Genomic DNA, 15,305 nt, shown 5'->3' with positions numbered 1-15,305 from the left:
GGCCACGCCTATCGGGCCTTTGTGCTGGATCAGGTTGTATGGGTTTGCTGCGGAAGGTCGGTTTTTATCAGCTAAACTTCGCTTTTTCGCCGATTTTACCGTTCCAGTCCTGAGTGAAATCGTTCTTTGATGTGCGTGTGGGCACTTCAACAAAATGTTGCGCGTGAACAAGCTGGGTGAAACGCAGTCTGTTCTGCATCGAATATTTATTTACCGAGGCGCCACCTTGGCGCGTCGCTACCTTGAGATAGCCGTCCTCCATGTTTGGTTCCAACGACGACAAGAAGACCCCAGCCCCGGCTGGCGAGAAAAAAAGCCTGTTCGGATGGCTGCGCAAAAAACCGCAGGAAACCGTCGTCGAACAGCCGCAAGCCCTTCCTGAAGCCGCTTCCGAGCCGCTTGCCCAGCCCGCAGCAGAGGTTGAAGCGCCGGCGGCCGTGATCCTGCCGCTGGCCGAGCCGATTCTGCAGCCGGTGGCCGAACCTGCCCCTGAGCCTGCCCCCGCTGCCGAATTGCCGCTGACACCCGCCTCCGAGCACCAACCCTGGCTGACCCTGCCGGTGGCGGAAGAGCCGGTGGCCCTGGTGGAAGACGAGCAGGCCATTGATGTCAGCCCGCCGATCCCGGCCCCGGCGTCCAATGTTGCCCCTGCATTTGAACCAGAGCCGGTGCGGTCGGCGCCTGAAGCGGCGCTGCCGGAGCCGGTTGCACCGGTCTCCGTTGCCCCGCAGCCTGTTGCACCTGCACCTGCACCTGCACCTGCACCTGCACCTGCACCTGCACCTGCACCTGCACCTGTCGTTGAAGTCGTGGCCACGCCTGTGGAGGTTGCGGTTGCGGTCGAGCCCGCAGCCAGCCCGGCAGAAACCAAAGTCGGTTTCTTCGCCCGCCTTAAGCAGGGCCTGTCCAAGACCAGCGCCAGTATCGGCGAAGGCATGGCCAGCCTGTTCCTGGGCAAGAAAACCATCGATGACGAGCTGCTCGAAGACATCGAGACCCGCCTGCTGACGGCCGACGTGGGCGTTGAAGCCACTTCGGTGATCATCCAGAACCTGACCCAAAAGGTCGCGCGCAAGCAGTTGACCGACGTCGATGCGCTGTACACATCCTTGCAGGCCGAGCTGACCGCGATGCTCAAGCCGGTCGAGCAGCCGTTGCAGATCACCTCGCAGAACAAGCCGTTCGTGATCCTGGTGGTTGGCGTCAACGGCGCCGGCAAGACCACCACCATTGGCAAGCTGGCGAAGAAGCTGCAGCTGGAAGGCAAGAAAGTCATGCTGGCCGCCGGCGATACCTTCCGCGCCGCTGCCGTCGAGCAATTGCAGGTCTGGGGCGAGCGCAACAAGATCCCGGTGATTGCCCAGCACACCGGCGCCGATTCGGCTTCGGTGATCTTCGACGCCGTCCAGGCCGCCAAGGCCCGGGGCATCGACGTGCTGATCGCCGACACCGCCGGCCGCCTGCACACCAAAGACAACCTGATGGAAGAGCTGAAGAAAGTGCGCCGGGTCATCGGCAAGCTGGACGCAGACGCGCCCCATGAAGTGCTGCTGGTGCTTGACGCCGGCACCGGGCAGAACGCCATCAGCCAGGCCAAGCAGTTCCACCAGACCGTGGAATTGACCGGCCTGGCCCTGACCAAGCTCGATGGCACTGCCAAAGGCGGGGTGATCTTCGCCCTGGCCAAGCAGTTCAACCTGCCGATCCGTTATATCGGGGTCGGTGAAGGCATCGATGATTTGCGTACCTTTGAAGCAGAACCCTTTGTCCAGGCACTGTTTGCCGAGCGGGAGCGTTCATGATTCGTTTCGAACAGGTCGGTAAACGTTACCCGAACGGTCACGTCGGCTTGCATGAGCTGAGCTTTCGAGTGCGACGTGGCGAGTTTCTGTTTGTCACTGGCCACTCCGGCGCCGGTAAAAGTACCTTGCTGCGCCTGCTGCTGGCTATGGAGCGCCCGACCACCGGCAAATTGCTGCTGGCCGGACAGGACCTGGGCACCATCAGCAATGCACAGATTCCTTACCTGCGCCGGCAGATCGGCGTGGTGTTCCAGAATCACCAGTTATTGTTCGATCGCACGGTGTTCAACAACGTGGCCCTGCCGCTGCAGATCCTCGGGCTGTCCAAGGCCGAGATCGCCAAGCGTGTGGATTCTGCCCTGGAGCGCGTGGCGCTGTCGGACAAGACCGATCTGTACCCCGGCGACCTCTCCACCGGTCAGCAGCAACGCGTCGGTATTGCCCGCGCCATCGTCCACCGCCCGGCTTTGCTGCTGGCGGACGAACCCACTGGTAACCTCGACCCGCGCCTGGCCGCTGAAATCATGGGTGTGTTCGAAGACATCAACCGCTTGGGCACCAGCGTGCTGATCGCCAGTCACGACCTGGCGCTGATCGCCCGCATGCGCCATCGCATGTTGACCCTGCAACGTGGCCGATTGATCGGCGACGGGGAGGCCGGGGTATGAGTGCCACTCGCAGTCCGAAAGTTGCCGAGCGTGTGGCGCCTAAAGCCTCCGATCCGCAACCCTCGAAGAAAAAGCGCGATGAAGACGACGGCCCGGATTTCGGCACTCAGCTGCATGCCTGGATCGAAAACCACCGCGCCAGCTTGCTCGATAGCCTGCGACGCCTGGGCAAGCAGCCAATCGGCAGCTTTTTTACCTGCCTGGTGATGGCGGTGGCCCTGAGCTTGCCAATGGGCCTGTCGCTGCTGCTGAACAACGTCGAGCGCCTCGGTGGCTCGTGGCAGCGGGCGGCGCAGATTTCCCTGTACCTGCAACTCGACGCCAGCGCCACCGAAGGCGAGAAGCTCAGCGAGCAGATCAAGGGCTTGCCGGGCGTGGCGGAAGCCGAGTTCATCAGCAAGGACCGCGCCCTGGAAGAGTTCCAGCAGCAGTCCGGGCTGGGCGATGCGCTCAAGGAGTTGCCGCAGAACCCGTTGCCGGGCGTGGTCCTGGTGACGCCGAATGAAGTCGACAAGGCCACCCTGGAAGCCCTGCGTCAGCGCCTGGCGGATATGCCCAAGGTGCAATTGGCGCAACTGGATCTGGTGTGGGTCGAGCGTCTGGCGGCGATCCTCAAGCTGGGCGACCGGTTTGTCTTCGGCCTGACGGTTCTGCTGGTTTCCGCATTACTTTTGGTGATAGGCAATACCATTCGTCTTCATATTGAAAACCGCCGCACAGAGATAGAAGTGATTAAACTCGTCGGCGGCACTGACAGCTATGTACGGCGTCCCTTCCTTTATATGGGCGCGTTGTATGGCTTCGGTGCGGGGCTTCTGTCCTGGGGGGTGCTGGCGTTTGGCCTTGATTGGCTGAACGATGCAGTAGTCGGGCTTGCCGGTTTGTACGGCAGTGATTTTGCCCTGGCGGGTGTACCGCCCGCCGACGGTCTGTCTCTCTTGCTTGGCGCGGTGCTGTTAGGGTATATCGGTGCATGGATTGCGGTCGCTCGACACCTCAGGGAACTGGCGCCGAAGTAGTGTCTTTTTGCTTGTATTGACCTTTCAGCATTTATGGGAACTTGTTCTTCGGTTTCTGGTCAATTTTCGCAGTGCTGAACTGCACGAGTTATGTAAGTCGGAGGTTTTTTCGTATGACCACTTCTTTGCAACCTGCTTATGCCCTAGTTCCAGGCGCAAACCTGGAAGCCTATGTGCACACCGTGAACAGCATTCCATTGCTGACACCGGAGCAGGAGCGTGAACTGGCCGAGAGTCTCTACTATGAGCAGGATCTTGGGGCGGCTCGGCAGATGGTGCTCGCCCACCTGCGTTTTGTTGTACATATCGCCCGTAGCTATTCCGGCTACGGTCTGGCCCAGGCTGACCTGATTCAGGAAGGCAATGTGGGCCTGATGAAAGCGGTCAAACGCTTCAACCCGGAAATGGGTGTGCGCCTGGTGTCCTTTGCCGTGCATTGGATCAAGGCGGAAATTCACGAGTTCATCCTGCGCAACTGGCGCATCGTGAAAGTCGCGACCACCAAGGCCCAGCGCAAGCTGTTCTTCAATCTGCGCAGCCAGAAGAAACGTCTGGCCTGGCTGAACAATGAAGAAGTGCATCGTGTGGCGGAAAGCCTCGGCGTCGAGCCGCGGGAAGTGCGCGAGATGGAAAGTCGCCTGACTGGCCAGGACATGGCGTTCGACCCAGCCGCCGAAGCGGATGACGACAGCGCGTTCCAGTCGCCAGCCAACTACCTGGAAGACCACCGCTACGACCCGGCGCGGCAACTGGAGGATGCGGATTGGAGCGACAACTCCAACCACAACCTGCACGAAGCCCTGGAAGTGCTGGACGACCGCAGCCGCGACATCCTCTACCAGCGCTGGCTGGCAGAAGAGAAAGCCACGCTGCACGACCTGGCGCAGAAGTACAACGTGTCGGCCGAGCGGATTCGTCAGCTTGAGAAAAGCGCGATGAACAAGCTGAAGCTGTCGATTGCGGCGTAAGCCCTGGCGCAATAAAAAACGCCCCGGTCATTGATCGGGGCGTTTTTGTTTGTGGGCCAGGGTCATCCTCATGGCCTTGGGTTACTGCTCCCAGGGCGCCTTGCGCGTGGTGTTGAGGCCGTTGAGGTAATCGACGCCGCCCAGTTGGCTCATCTGTCGGCGAATCCAGCCTGCGCGCTGCGACACATAAGTGGTCGGGTGACTGGCGCTCCAGACTCGCGGGTTGGGCAGCACAGCGGCCAGCAGGCTGGCCTGCTGGCGTGACAGCGAACCTGCGCCGATGCCGAAGTGATGACGCGCCGCGGCTTCAGCGCCAAACACACCTTCATCCCACTCCACGCTATTGAGGTACACCTCGAGAATGCGCTGCTTGGGCCACAAAATCTCGATCAGCCCGGTAAACCAGGCTTCCAGCCCCTTGCGCAGCCAGCTGCGCCCGGACCACAGAAACAGGTTCTTCGACACCTGCTGGCTCAAGGTGCTGGCACCGCGAATCGAGCCGCCCCGTTCGTTATGGGCGAACGCCGCCTGAATGGCGCCGATATCGAAACCCCAGTGCTCGGAGAACTTCTGGTCCTCACCGGCAATGACCGCCACCTTGAGGTCGTCGGAGATCTCGGCCCAGGGTTTCCAGGTGCGTTGCAGGTCGATGGGCTCGCCGTCGACCCAGGATTCGATCTTGCGCTCGATCATCAGCGCCGTGCCGGGGGGCGGCACCACGCGAAATACCAGCACCAGCAGAACGCTGCCGCCTGCGAACCAGAGCAGGGCTTTTGTGACGCGACGGAAAAGTAAACGCAGCATAGAGATGGCTTGGCCGAACCCGTTGAGCGGGCCATTATACAGACCCTGCCCGATGATTCTGACTGGAGTTCCTCATGCTGCGTGGCTTCCTGATGCTGGCTGCCTTTTTCGGCTTTACCGGGGTCGCCCTCGGCGCCTTTGCCGCCCACGGCCTGAAAAACCGCCTGAGTGCCGAATACCTGGCGATTTTCCACACCGGCGTCACTTACCAACTGGTGCATACCCTGGCCCTGTTCGGCGTGGCCCTGCTGGCCGCGCATATTCCCGGGCGTCTGGTGAGCTGGGCCGGAATCTCGTTCGTGGTCGGCATTTTGCTGTTCTCCGGCAGCCTGTATCTGCTGACCCTGACCGGCGTCAGCAAGCTGGGAATCGTCACCCCGTTTGGCGGCCTGGCCTTCCTGCTGGGCTGGTTTTTCCTCGGCCTTGCCGCCTGGCGCATGCAGCTTGCCGTCTGACGCTTGTAGCTGACCTTTGGGGCTCGATCGGGCTAGAATGCTGGCCCCTAAAAATGATGGCGGCCTTGAGCATGCGCATTCAGTTGAACGGTGAGCCCTTTGAATTGCCCGACGGTGCAACCGTCGCGGCCCTGCTGACCCGTCTGGACCTGACCGGACGCCGGATTGCGGTCGAACTCAACCAGGACATCGTTCCGCGCAGCCAGCACGCCGAGACCTCCCTCAATGAAGGCGATCAGGTCGAAGTGGTGCACGCCATTGGCGGCGGCTAGCCGTTAAGGTCCGACCCGCGCACCCCAGAATTCTGCAAGAACCTCACCCCAACAGAGGATTTCCGATGAGCAATGTTCGCAGTGACAAGCCCTTCGTCCTGGCCGGTCGTACCTACCAGTCGCGACTGCTGGTAGGCACCGGCAAGTACCGTGACATGGAAGAAACCCGCCTGGCCATCGAGGCCTCGGGCGCCGAGATCGTCACCGTTGCCGTGCGTCGTACCAACATCGGGCAAAACCCGGGTGAGCCGAACCTGCTGGATATCCTGCCGCCGGATCGCTACACCATCCTGCCCAATACCGCTGGTTGCTATGACGCGGTTGAAGCGGTGCGCACCTGTCGCCTGGCCCGTGAGCTGCTCGACGGCCACAACCTGGTGAAGCTCGAAGTCCTGGCCGACCAGAAGACCCTGTTCCCCAACGTCCTGGAAACCCTCAAGGCCGCCGAAGTGCTAGTCAAGGAAGGGTTCGACGTGATGGTCTACACCAGCGATGACCCGATCATCGCCCGCCAGCTGGCGGAAATGGGCTGCATCGCGGTCATGCCGCTGGCGGGCCTGATCGGCACCGGCCTGGGGATCTGCAACCCGTACAACCTGCAGATCATCCTCGAAGAAGCCAAGGTTCCGGTGCTGGTGGATGCCGGCGTCGGCACCGCTTCCGACGCCACCATCGCCATGGAACTGGGCTGCGAGGCAGTGCTGATGAACTCGGCCATCGCCCACGCGCAACAGCCGATCCTGATGGCCGAAGCCATGAAACACGCGATTGTCGCGGGCCGCCTGGCGTACCTCGCCGGTCGCATGCCGAAGAAACTCTATGCCAGCGCCTCCTCGCCGCTGGATGGTCTGATCAAGTAAGAGCCATTGATGACTGAATCAAACGACACGCCTATCCAGCCGCAAGAAGGCGAAGAACGCCAACACCGCCGCATCAAGAGCTTCGTGATGCGCGCCGGGCGCATGACCGAAGGCCAGCAGAAAGGCCTGGAACAGGGCACGCCGCTGTTTGTGCTGCCCCTGGCCGATGCGCCGGTGGACTTCGACCAGGTGTTCGGCCGCGCCGCGCCGCGCTCCCTGGAAATCGGTTTCGGCATGGGCCACTCGCTGCTGGAAATGGCTGCCGCCTCGCCAGAGCAGGACTTCATTGGCGTCGAGGTACACCGTCCGGGTGTCGGTGCGTTGCTCAATGGCGTGCTGACTCAAGGCTTGACCAACCTGCGGGTCTACGATTGCGACGCGATCGAAGTGCTCAACCGCTGCATCGCCGACAACAGCCTCGATCGCCTGATGCTGTTTTTCCCCGATCCGTGGCACAAGAGCCGCCATCACAAGCGGCGCATCGTCCAGGCCTCGTTCGCGGAGCTGGTGCGCAGCAAACTTAAGGTAGGCGGCATCCTGCACATGGCCACCGACTGGGAACCCTACGCCGAGTACATGCTGGAAGTGATGGACGTCGCACCGGGCTATCGCAATCTGGCCGAAGACGGTAAATGCGTGCCGCGCCCGGCCGAACGCCCGATCACCAAGTTCGAACGCCGCGGCGAGCGCCTGGGGCATGGGGTGTGGGATCTGAAGTTTGAAAAGCTGAACTGAACAGCTTGAGTGGATCAGGCTCCCTTGCCACAAGGGAGCCGCTTTCCTACAGGGGTTTGATAAAGCTCACCGGCACCTGCTCGGTCAGCCACACCCCATTCTCCGCCTGATAGAACGTGAAGCCCTGGGCCTGCATGTCTTGCGCGGCAATTTGCAAAATCGCCACCTTGCCGTAACGCTGGCCCACGGCGCTGGCGGTTTCCAGATCCTGAGACAGGTGCACGTGATGACGTGAACCCGGGATCAGCCCCTTCTCATTGATCGACTCCATGAACCGCGTGGCAGTGCCGTGGTAGAGGATCGCGGGTGGCTGTCTGGCTTCGAGCTGCAGCTGCACGTCTTTGTTGGAGTGGCCTTGGACGGCGCGGATGCGCTGGCCATCGGCCGACAGGGAAAAGCGCTTCTTGTCGTTGCTGTCGACCACCTGCGCGATCAGTTCCCGGCTCAGTTGCCGCCCGTCCCGGGCCGCGCCGCTGATCAGTGCGTCGATATCGCCCCAGCCCTCAGTGTCCAGTTCAAGTCCTATGGCCTGGGGCTCATGGCGCAGCACGTAGCTGAGAAACTTGCTGGTTTCATCGATGACTTTCTTGCTCATGTTCATCCTTGTTTGCGAACCCGGCTCAGCGGCGATCCGCCACCACCCCGATCAGCACCAGCACCACCAGCAGCACCGGCGCCAGGCTGTAATTATTGAATTGACTCAGGCCGCGAATGATCCAGGGCGTGGCGTAGATCAGCGCCAGGCCGCTGCCGATCATGCACAGCAGGGCCATCAATGGCACACGCAGGGCGCCGGCCAGGCCGCCCAGGCGTTGCTCGACCCAGCCCTTGATGTCGGCGCCAAACAGCACCAGCAGGCAGCCCACCAGTGCCAGGGCGATTTCCGAGAGGTTGCTGCGACTCCAGCGGGACACCGTGGCGAGCAGATCGAGTACCAGATCCATGGGGTTTCCTTAAGTCAGAAAGTATTGCAGCAAGTCATTGAGGAAGAGTTGTCCGCGGGCGGTTGCCGCCAGGCGTGACGGTTCGACCTGCAACAAGCCACTTTGTTCTGCCTGGCGCCGGGCGTCGGCGAGGCTTTCCAGGCTGAGCCCGGTGCGCTGCGCATAGAGCGCGGCATCGACGCCCTGGGTCAGGCGCAGGGCATTCATCAGGAACTCGAACGGCAGCTCCTCGTTGGCCAGGAGTTTGTCGCCGGCCTTGAACTGTTTGGCCGGGTTCAGGTAGTCCTTGGGCAGACGGGTTTTCCAGGTGCGCACGATGCGCCCGTCCGGGTGGCTGAGCTTGCCGTGGGCGCCGGCGCCGATGCCGATGAAGTCGCCGAAGCTCCAGTAGTTCAGGTTATGCCGCGCTGCGCGGCCCGGCTGGGCGTAGGCCGAGACTTCGTACTGGGCGTAGCCATGCTCGGCGAGCAAGGCCTGGCCGGCTTCCTGGATATCCCACAGGGTGTCGTCTTCCGGCAGCACGGGTGGCTGGTTCCAGAATACGGTGTTGGGTTCCAGGGTCAGCTGGTACCAGGACAGGTGGGTCGGCTGCATGGCGATGGCCTGGCGCAGGTCGCCCAGGGCATCGTCCAGGGACTGATCGGGCAAGCCGTGCATCAGGTCCAGGTTGAAGTTGTCGAAGCCGGCCAGGCGTGCCATATCGGCGGCGCGGATCGCTTCGGCACCGTTGTGGATCCGTCCCAGGGCCTTGAGCTTGGCCTCCTGGAAGCTCTGGATGCCGATCGACAGCCGATTGATGCCCAGGGCGCGGTAGGCGATGAACTTGTCCTGCTCGAAGGTCCCGGGGTTGGCTTCCAGGGTGATTTCGATATCGGCGGCAAAGCGGATGCGCTGCTCCACCCCCTTGAGCAAGCGGCCCAGGGCTGCGGCGCTGAACAGGCTCGGCGTGCCGCCGCCGAAGAAGATCGAACTCAGCTCGCGGCCGTAGACGGCGTGCAGGTCCTGGTCGAGGTCGGCCAGCAGGGCGTCGACGTACTCTTCTTCCGGCAGCACGGGGCTGGCGGTGTGGGAGTTGAAGTCGCAATACGGGCATTTGCGTACACACCACGGGATGTGGATGTACAGCGCCAGGGGCGGCAACAGGGGAAGGGCCGCCCGGGGCGTGGGCGCAGTGCCGAGAATCAGCGGCTGCGCGGGTGTCTGTGGGGTCATTTCAGGCCCAGACGCTGGCGCAGCAGATCCATTGCACGGGCGCGGTGGCTGATCTGGTTCTTGTCGCCCGGGCTCAGTTCGGCGCTGGAGCACTTGCGCTCCGGGACCCAGAACAGCGGATCGTAGCCAAAACCGTGCTCGCCGCTGGCCGCATGGAGGATGCTCCCGTGCCACAGGCCTTCGCAGAGGATCGGCAGCGGGTCGTCGGCATGCCGCACCAGCGCCAGGACGCAGACGAACTGCGCGCCGCGCTGTTCCTCGGGGACATCCTTGAGGGCCTCGAGCAGCTTGGCGTTGTTCGCCGCGTCGCCTTGGCCATCGGCATAGCGCGCCGAGTAGATGCCCGGTGCGCCGCCGAGGAAGTCCACCGCCAGGCCCGAATCGTCGGCCAGGGCCGGCAGGCCGGAAATACGCGCGGCATTGCGTGCCTTGAGAATGGCGTTCTCGACGAACGACAAACCGGTTTCTTCCGGCTCGATGCTGCTGAACTCGCCGATCGAGCGCAATTGCACCGATGCGCCGAGCATGGCCTGCAGTTCCTTGAGTTTGCCGGCGTTATGGCTGGCCAGTACGAGTTGCGTGAGGTTCATTATTCGCCCGGGAAAAGCTCTTGGTTAAAACTGAAGCTGTTGCTGTCGCCGCCAGTTTGAACGTTGATGGTGAAGGTTCGGGTTTCCTGCTGCTCGACCGGGAACTGGGCGATGTAGTAGATCGCGCCTTGTTCGGTGATTTGCTTGAAGCTCAGCGGGATGCTCTTGCTGGTCAGGTCCTTGACCGTGCCACTGACCTGGGCGACCAGCGGTTTGCCGGCCTTGATCACGGAAACGTTGATCACGCCCTGGTTCTTGCTGCGGATCAGCTCCGCGCTTTTGGCGATGTCCGGTTGCAGGTAGGTCGAGTTGAACGTGTTGTAGTGCACGGTGACGTCACCGAAGACTTCCTTGCGCTCGCCCTTGATGGCCTCGGCGCCCACGGCCGTGAAGCTCAGGCAGGCGGCCAATAGAAAAGTAACCAAGCGACCCATGATCGTTCTCCTTGCTGTGACGTGGATTAAACCGCGACCTTGTGGTCCGCAAGCCCCGGACTGCTGACGCGGTAGATGCCGATCTCTCCTAAGAGATTAGGCCATAGCTTACTGGCCCACCCATGGCGGTGTTGTTGATCGACGGCAAGCCGATCGATGACCCGGGCTTCGCGTTCACGGCACAGCTCTTCGAAATCCTCGAAGGTGCAGAAGTGAATGTTCGGCGTGTTGTACCAGGTGTAGGGCAGGAACTCGGACACCGGCATCCGGCCTTTGCTCGCCAGGTACCAGCGGCAGCGCCAGTGGCCGAAGTTGGGGAAGGTGATGATGCACTGGCGGCCGACCCTGAGCATTTCGTCGAGGATCCGGTCCGGGTAGTGCACGGCCTGCAGGGCCTGGGTCATGACCACTACGTCGAAGCTGTTGCTGGCGAAGTTGCCCAGGCCCTTGTCCAGGTCCTGCTCGATGACGTTGATGCCCTTGGCCACGCACTGGGCAATGTTGTCCGGGTCGTTTTCCAGGCCGTAGCCGGTGACTTGCTTGTGGTCGCGCAGCCAGGTCAGCAGTTCGCCGTCGCCGCAGCCGAGGTCGAGCACGCGGCTGCCGGCGGGGATCCATTCCTGGATGATTTCCAGATCGGCTCTCATGCCGTCCTCCCCAAGTGATAGCGGCTCATATAAGCGCAATCCGATTCATGTAGTTGCTGAAGGCCTGCAAGTAACGCGGGATCGGGATCAAGAAGGCGTCGTGGCCCTGGGGCGCATCGATTTCCAGGTAGCAGACGTCTTTTTTCGCCGCCATCAGCGCGTCCACCAATTCCCGGGAGCGGGCCGGGGAGAAGCGCCAGTCGGTGGTGAAGGACATCACGCAGAACTTGGCGGTGGCGTTGGCGAAGGTTTTCGCCAGGTTATCGTCGAAGTTCGCCGCAGGATCGAAGTAGTCCAGCGCCTTGGTCATCAACAGATAGGTGTTGGCGTCGAAGCGTCCGGAGAACTCCTCGCCCTGGTAGCGCAGGTAGCTTTCGACCTGGAACTCGACACTGTGGAAGTCGTAGTTGAGCTTTTCGCTCTTCAGGCCACGGCCGAATTTTTCGCCCATGGAGTCGTCGGACAGGTAAGTGATGTGCCCGACCATGCGCGCCAGCATCAGGCCGCGCTTGGGGATCACCCCGTGTTCCTGGAACGATCCGCCGTGGAATTCGGGGTCGGTGAGGATCGCCTGGCGCGCCACTTCGTTGAAGGCAATATTCTGCGCCGACAACTTGGGCGCCGAGGCGATCGCCAGGCAGTGGCGTACCCGATCCGGGTAGGTGATGGTCCATTGCAGGGCCTGCATGCCGCCCAGGCTGCCGCCGATCACGGCGGCCCATTGCTGGATGCCGAGACGGTCGGCCAGCCGGGCCTGGCTGTGTACCCAGTCTTCCACGGTCAGTACCGGAAAGTCGGCACCGAAGGGCTTGCCGGTTTCCGGGTTGATGCTGCTGGGGCCGGTGGAGCCGTTGCAGCCGCCGAGGTTGTTCAGGCTGACCACGAAGAACTTGTTGGTGTCGATGGGCTTGCCGGGGCCGATGCAGCTGTCCCACCAGCCCGGCTTGCGGTCTTCGGCGCTGTGAAAGCCAGCAGCGTGATGATGGCCGGACAGGGCATGGCAGATCAGCACGGCATTGCTGGCCGTGGCGTTCAGTTCGCCATAGGTTTCGAAGATCAGGTCATAAGCCGGCAGCGAGCGACCGCAGGCCAGGGCCAGGGGATCGCTGAAGTGCGCCAGTTGCGGCGTGATCAGACCAACGGAATCGGGGGGAAAGGCAGTTGGCATCGACCCTGCTCTCATTTAAATGAGGCGTAAGTCTAAAGACCGCTGCCCCCAGCGGCAAGCAAAGGCCGGGCCTGATTATTTCGTGCGCTGTAGCCGCTGCCGAAGGCTCGGGCCGGGTTCGGGCGCTGGCTGTAACTGGTGTCGCGGGTGTGTCTGGCAAATTGAGGGTGTGGGTGCGGGCCAGCGCAGCCTCGCGGGCTTGGCAGCGGCTACAGGTGTGGACGCCGGAATCGAGGGTGCTGCGCAGAAACCGTACAGATCAGGTCGGGCGGGTCAGGTCGGGCAGGTCCGGGAGCTTTTTGGGGGCGTTGATCCGGACCCGCTTTTGCCGGTTCAGCTCGCCGCTGATCAGGCTGACCTGGCTTTTCGAAACGCCGAACGCCTTGGCCAGGAACGCCATCAGGTAGGCGTTGGCCTTGCCCTCGACGGGCGGCGCGGTCAGGCGGATTTTCAGCCGGTCACCATGCAGCCCGGCGAAGTCATCGCTGCGGGCCGCAGGTTGCAGGTGGCACTCCAGAATCAGGTCGTCACCGTCCCAGCGAAAGTAGCTCATCGGGTCAGATCAGCAGGCGCAGGATGTCCGGCATCATGGTCATTGCCGCCAGGTTGTTGATCACCAGCATGTCCAGCAGCTTGAGCACCATGAACGCCAGGATCGGCGAGATATCCAGGCCGCCCATGCTCGGCAGGATCTTGCGGAACGGCGCCAGGGCCGGCTCGCAGATCTGGTTCACCAGTTCAGCGCCCGGGTTATGGCTGCCCGGAGCGACCCACGACAGGATCACGCTGATGATCAGGGCGAAGAAGAAGATCTTCAAAAACAGCGCGGTCACGCCAATGATCGACCAGATCAGCAGTTGCAGCGGGTTGCCGGTGGTGCCGTAGGTCAGCAGCAGGGTCAGCGCCATCAGTGCCAGTTGCACGATGATCGCCAGTACCAGCGACGACATGTCCAGCCCAAACAGGCTCGGGATGATCCGGCGCAGCGGCTTGAGCAACGGCTGGGTGGCGCGCACGATGAACTGGCACAACGGGTTGTAGAAGTTGGCGCGGACCAGTTGCAGCACAAAACGCAGCAGCACGACCAGCAGGTACAGGCTGCCAAGGGTTTGCAGCACATACACCGCTGCAGTATTCAATCCAATCATCAGTGGCTCCTTTATTGGCCCAGTTGTTCGGCCATTTCGGCCGAGCGGTGCGCGGCGGCACCCAGTGCTTTTTCCACCAGGGCTTCGAAGCCCCCGGCCTGGAACGATTTGATGGCGGCTTCAGTGGTGCCGGCCGGCGAGGTGACACGGCGGCGCAGCTCGGCGGCATCGACCTCGCTGGAGACGGCCATGTGCGCGGCGCCCAGGGCGGTTTGCAGGGTCAGCTTGGCGGCAATTTCCCGAGGCAGGCCGAGCTTCTCGCCGGCGGCGGTCATGGCTTCGATCAGCAGGAAGAAGTACGCCGGCCCACTGCCGGACACCGCAGTCACCGCGTCCAGTTGCTGTTCTTCATCAAGCCACAGGGCAATGCCGACGGCCGACAGCAACTCTTGGGCCTGCTGGCGCTGTTCGGCGCTCACCTGGGCGGTGGCGAACAGGCCGCTGACGCCCTGGCGCAGCAGCGCCGGCGTGTTGGGCATGCAGCGCACGATGGGCTGGGCGCCGAGCCAGTTGTTCATGCTGGCGCAGGTGATGCCGGCGGCGATTGAAACCACCAGTTGCGAAGCGTGAAGGCTTGGGCGCAAGGCCTCGCATACGGCCTTCATGGCCTGGGGCTTGACCGCCAGGACGATGACGTCGGCGCCCTGGATGGCCTCGGCGTTGTCGGCGAACACCTCAATGCCGTGTTCAGCCTGGACCCGGGCCCGGGTTTCGGCCCCCGGGTCGCTGGCGCGGATCTGCGCGGCGTCCAGGCCCTTGGCGCGCAGGCCCCCAATCAAGCTGGCAGCCATGTTGCCGGCGCCGATAAAGGCGATACGAGTCTTGCTCATGTCAGGTCCTTATAGAGAGGTAAGTCAGCCACGTCAGGGCTGGCCATAGTCGCGGGCACCAAACAGCGCGGTACCGATCCGCACCCAGGTGGCGCCTTGGGCGATGGCCGCTTCGAGGTCGTGGCTCATGCCCATGGAAAGTGTGTCGAGCGGCAGATTCAAACGCTGTTGCAGGTTGTTGTTCAGTGCCTGCACGGCAGCAAAGGCAGCATCCTGGGCGGCACGATCTTCGGTCGGCTCGGGTATCGCCATCAGCCCGCGCAGTTGCAGGCGCGGCAGGGCGCTGATGGCGCTGGCCAGGGCCGGCAGATCGGCTGGGGTGCAACCGGACTTGCTGGCCTCGCCGCTGACGTTGACCTGAATGCAGATATTCAACGGCGGCAGGTGTTCAGGGCGTTGCTCGGACAGGCGTTGTGCGATTTTCAGGCGATCCACGGAGTGCACCCAGTCGAAATGTTCAGCGATAGGTCGCGTCTTGTTCGATTGAATGGGGCCGATGAAGTGCCAACACAAGGGCAGGTCGGCCAGTTCGAGCTGTTTGCCCAGGGCTTCCTGCAGGTAGTTCTCGCCGAAGTCGCGCAAGCCGGCAGCGTGGGCTTCACGCAGGGCGGCGGCGGGTTTGGTCTTGCTCACGGCGAGCAGGTGAATGCTGTTTACATCTCGTTGCGAAGCCTGCGCCGCAGCGCGGATCCGCGCGCCGACCAGTGCGATGTTGTCTGCTATCGTGGACATTCAATGTGCGCCAGCGG

21 protein-coding genes are annotated in these 15,305 nt (G+C 62.5%); 8 read left to right on the top strand and 13 right to left on the bottom strand.

Features of this window, described 5'->3' with window-relative positions:
* Positions 1-67: 67 nt before the first annotated feature.
* A complete protein-coding gene (locus tag JFU57_RS05620) occupies positions 68-262 on the bottom strand; it encodes a hypothetical protein (RefSeq protein ID WP_078473520.1) in 195 nt (64 codons plus the stop codon).
* Here JFU57_RS05620 and ftsY point away from each other — a divergent pair.
* The 4 genes from ftsY to rpoH all read left to right on the top strand — a co-directional run bounded on the left by ftsY (position 261) and on the right by rpoH (position 4,457).
* Positions 261-1,802 carry a signal recognition particle-docking protein FtsY gene (gene ftsY, locus JFU57_RS05615; protein ID WP_201128418.1) on the top strand — a complete coding sequence of 514 codons (1,542 nt, stop codon included), beginning with the start codon at positions 261-263 and terminating at the stop codon, positions 1,800-1,802. The two genes, JFU57_RS05620 and ftsY, sit on opposite strands and share 2 nt — an antisense overlap.
* On the top strand, positions 1,799-2,470 hold the full coding sequence (ftsE, locus tag JFU57_RS05610) for a cell division ATP-binding protein FtsE (protein WP_020295825.1): 672 nt from the start codon (positions 1,799-1,801) through the stop codon (positions 2,468-2,470). The genes ftsY and ftsE overlap by 4 nt, the downstream gene beginning before the upstream one ends.
* Entirely contained in the window at positions 2,467-3,489 is a 1,023-nt protein-coding gene (gene ftsX / locus JFU57_RS05605) for a permease-like cell division protein FtsX (protein WP_201128417.1), read from the top strand. Before ftsE ends, ftsX begins: the two co-directional genes overlap by 4 nt.
* A gap of 113 nt (positions 3,490-3,602) precedes the next feature.
* A complete protein-coding gene (gene rpoH / locus JFU57_RS05600; protein ID WP_020295823.1) occupies positions 3,603-4,457 on the top strand; it encodes an RNA polymerase sigma factor RpoH in 855 nt (284 codons plus the stop codon).
* An 81-nt stretch (positions 4,458-4,538) separates the two neighbouring features.
* On the opposite strand, the gene mtgA is transcribed toward rpoH, so the two are convergent.
* A complete protein-coding gene (gene mtgA, locus JFU57_RS05595) occupies positions 4,539-5,261 on the bottom strand; it encodes a monofunctional biosynthetic peptidoglycan transglycosylase (protein WP_201128416.1) in 723 nt (240 codons plus the stop codon).
* 74 nt (positions 5,262-5,335) lie between these two features.
* Here mtgA and JFU57_RS05590 point away from each other — a divergent pair, with 74 nt between their 5' ends.
* The 4 genes from JFU57_RS05590 (at position 5,336) to trmB (ending at position 7,583) form a co-directional block, all read left to right on the top strand.
* Complete coding sequence (locus JFU57_RS05590; protein WP_201128415.1) at positions 5,336-5,716, top strand: DUF423 domain-containing protein; 381 nt, start codon at positions 5,336-5,338, stop codon at positions 5,714-5,716.
* 71 nt (positions 5,717-5,787) lie between these two features.
* Positions 5,788-5,988 carry a sulfur carrier protein ThiS gene (thiS, locus tag JFU57_RS05585; protein WP_020295820.1) on the top strand — a complete coding sequence of 67 codons (201 nt, stop codon included), beginning with the start codon at positions 5,788-5,790 and terminating at the stop codon, positions 5,986-5,988.
* Between the two features lie 65 nt (positions 5,989-6,053).
* Complete coding sequence (locus JFU57_RS05580) at positions 6,054-6,848, top strand: thiazole synthase (RefSeq protein WP_078473523.1); 795 nt, start codon at positions 6,054-6,056, stop codon at positions 6,846-6,848.
* Positions 6,849-6,857: 9 nt separating this feature from the next.
* Positions 6,858-7,583 (top strand): tRNA (guanosine(46)-N7)-methyltransferase TrmB, encoded by a 726-nt coding sequence (gene trmB / locus JFU57_RS05575; RefSeq protein WP_201128414.1) that lies wholly within the window; start codon positions 6,858-6,860, stop codon positions 7,581-7,583.
* Between the two features lie 46 nt (positions 7,584-7,629).
* Here the strand turns inward: trmB and JFU57_RS05570 are convergent, their stop codons facing one another.
* The 11 genes from JFU57_RS05570 to JFU57_RS05520 all read right to left on the bottom strand — a co-directional run bounded on the left by JFU57_RS05570 (position 7,630) and on the right by JFU57_RS05520 (position 15,288).
* Positions 7,630-8,178 (bottom strand): RNA 2'-phosphotransferase, encoded by a 549-nt coding sequence (locus JFU57_RS05570; RefSeq protein WP_201128413.1) that lies wholly within the window; start codon positions 8,176-8,178, stop codon positions 7,630-7,632.
* 25 nt (positions 8,179-8,203) lie between these two features.
* Positions 8,204-8,527 (bottom strand): DUF3392 domain-containing protein, encoded by a 324-nt coding sequence (locus tag JFU57_RS05565; RefSeq protein ID WP_020295816.1) that lies wholly within the window; start codon positions 8,525-8,527, stop codon positions 8,204-8,206.
* 9 nt (positions 8,528-8,536) lie between these two features.
* The gene (hemW, locus tag JFU57_RS05560) at positions 8,537-9,739 is read right to left on the bottom strand and encodes a radical SAM family heme chaperone HemW (protein WP_020295815.1); all 1,203 of its coding nucleotides are present in this window, start codon (positions 9,737-9,739) and stop codon (positions 8,537-8,539) included.
* Positions 9,736-10,332: an RdgB/HAM1 family non-canonical purine NTP pyrophosphatase gene (gene rdgB, locus JFU57_RS05555; RefSeq protein ID WP_201132081.1), complete on the bottom strand. Its 597-nt coding sequence runs from the start codon at positions 10,330-10,332 to the stop codon at positions 9,736-9,738. Before rdgB ends, hemW begins: the two co-directional genes overlap by 4 nt.
* Positions 10,329-10,763: a DUF4426 domain-containing protein gene (locus JFU57_RS05550; RefSeq protein WP_020295813.1), complete on the bottom strand. Its 435-nt coding sequence runs from the start codon at positions 10,761-10,763 to the stop codon at positions 10,329-10,331. The genes rdgB and JFU57_RS05550 overlap by 4 nt, the downstream gene beginning before the upstream one ends.
* A gap of 26 nt (positions 10,764-10,789) precedes the next feature.
* Positions 10,790-11,410 carry a methionine biosynthesis protein MetW gene (gene metW / locus JFU57_RS05545; protein ID WP_078473528.1) on the bottom strand — a complete coding sequence of 207 codons (621 nt, stop codon included), beginning with the start codon at positions 11,408-11,410 and terminating at the stop codon, positions 10,790-10,792.
* A 25-nt stretch (positions 11,411-11,435) separates the two neighbouring features.
* Positions 11,436-12,578 carry a homoserine O-succinyltransferase MetX gene (gene metX, locus JFU57_RS05540; protein WP_078473529.1) on the bottom strand — a complete coding sequence of 381 codons (1,143 nt, stop codon included), beginning with the start codon at positions 12,576-12,578 and terminating at the stop codon, positions 11,436-11,438.
* 259 nt (positions 12,579-12,837) lie between these two features.
* A complete protein-coding gene (locus JFU57_RS05535) occupies positions 12,838-13,131 on the bottom strand; it encodes a DUF167 domain-containing protein (RefSeq protein WP_078473530.1) in 294 nt (97 codons plus the stop codon).
* A 4-nt stretch (positions 13,132-13,135) separates the two neighbouring features.
* Complete coding sequence (locus tag JFU57_RS05530) at positions 13,136-13,726, bottom strand: YggT family protein (RefSeq protein WP_078473531.1); 591 nt, start codon at positions 13,724-13,726, stop codon at positions 13,136-13,138.
* A gap of 11 nt (positions 13,727-13,737) precedes the next feature.
* Complete coding sequence (gene proC / locus JFU57_RS05525; protein ID WP_201128412.1) at positions 13,738-14,556, bottom strand: pyrroline-5-carboxylate reductase; 819 nt, start codon at positions 14,554-14,556, stop codon at positions 13,738-13,740.
* A gap of 33 nt (positions 14,557-14,589) precedes the next feature.
* Entirely contained in the window at positions 14,590-15,288 is a 699-nt protein-coding gene (locus tag JFU57_RS05520) for a YggS family pyridoxal phosphate-dependent enzyme (protein WP_201128410.1), read from the bottom strand.
* Positions 15,289-15,305: the final 17 nt, after the last annotated feature.

It is taken from the genome of Pseudomonas sp. TH07 (genome assembly GCF_016651285.1).
Lineage (GTDB): Bacteria > Pseudomonadota > Gammaproteobacteria > Pseudomonadales > Pseudomonadaceae > Aquipseudomonas.
The sequence above is the reverse complement of the archived record's forward strand: the minus strand, read 5'-3'. Positions and strand labels throughout refer to the sequence as shown.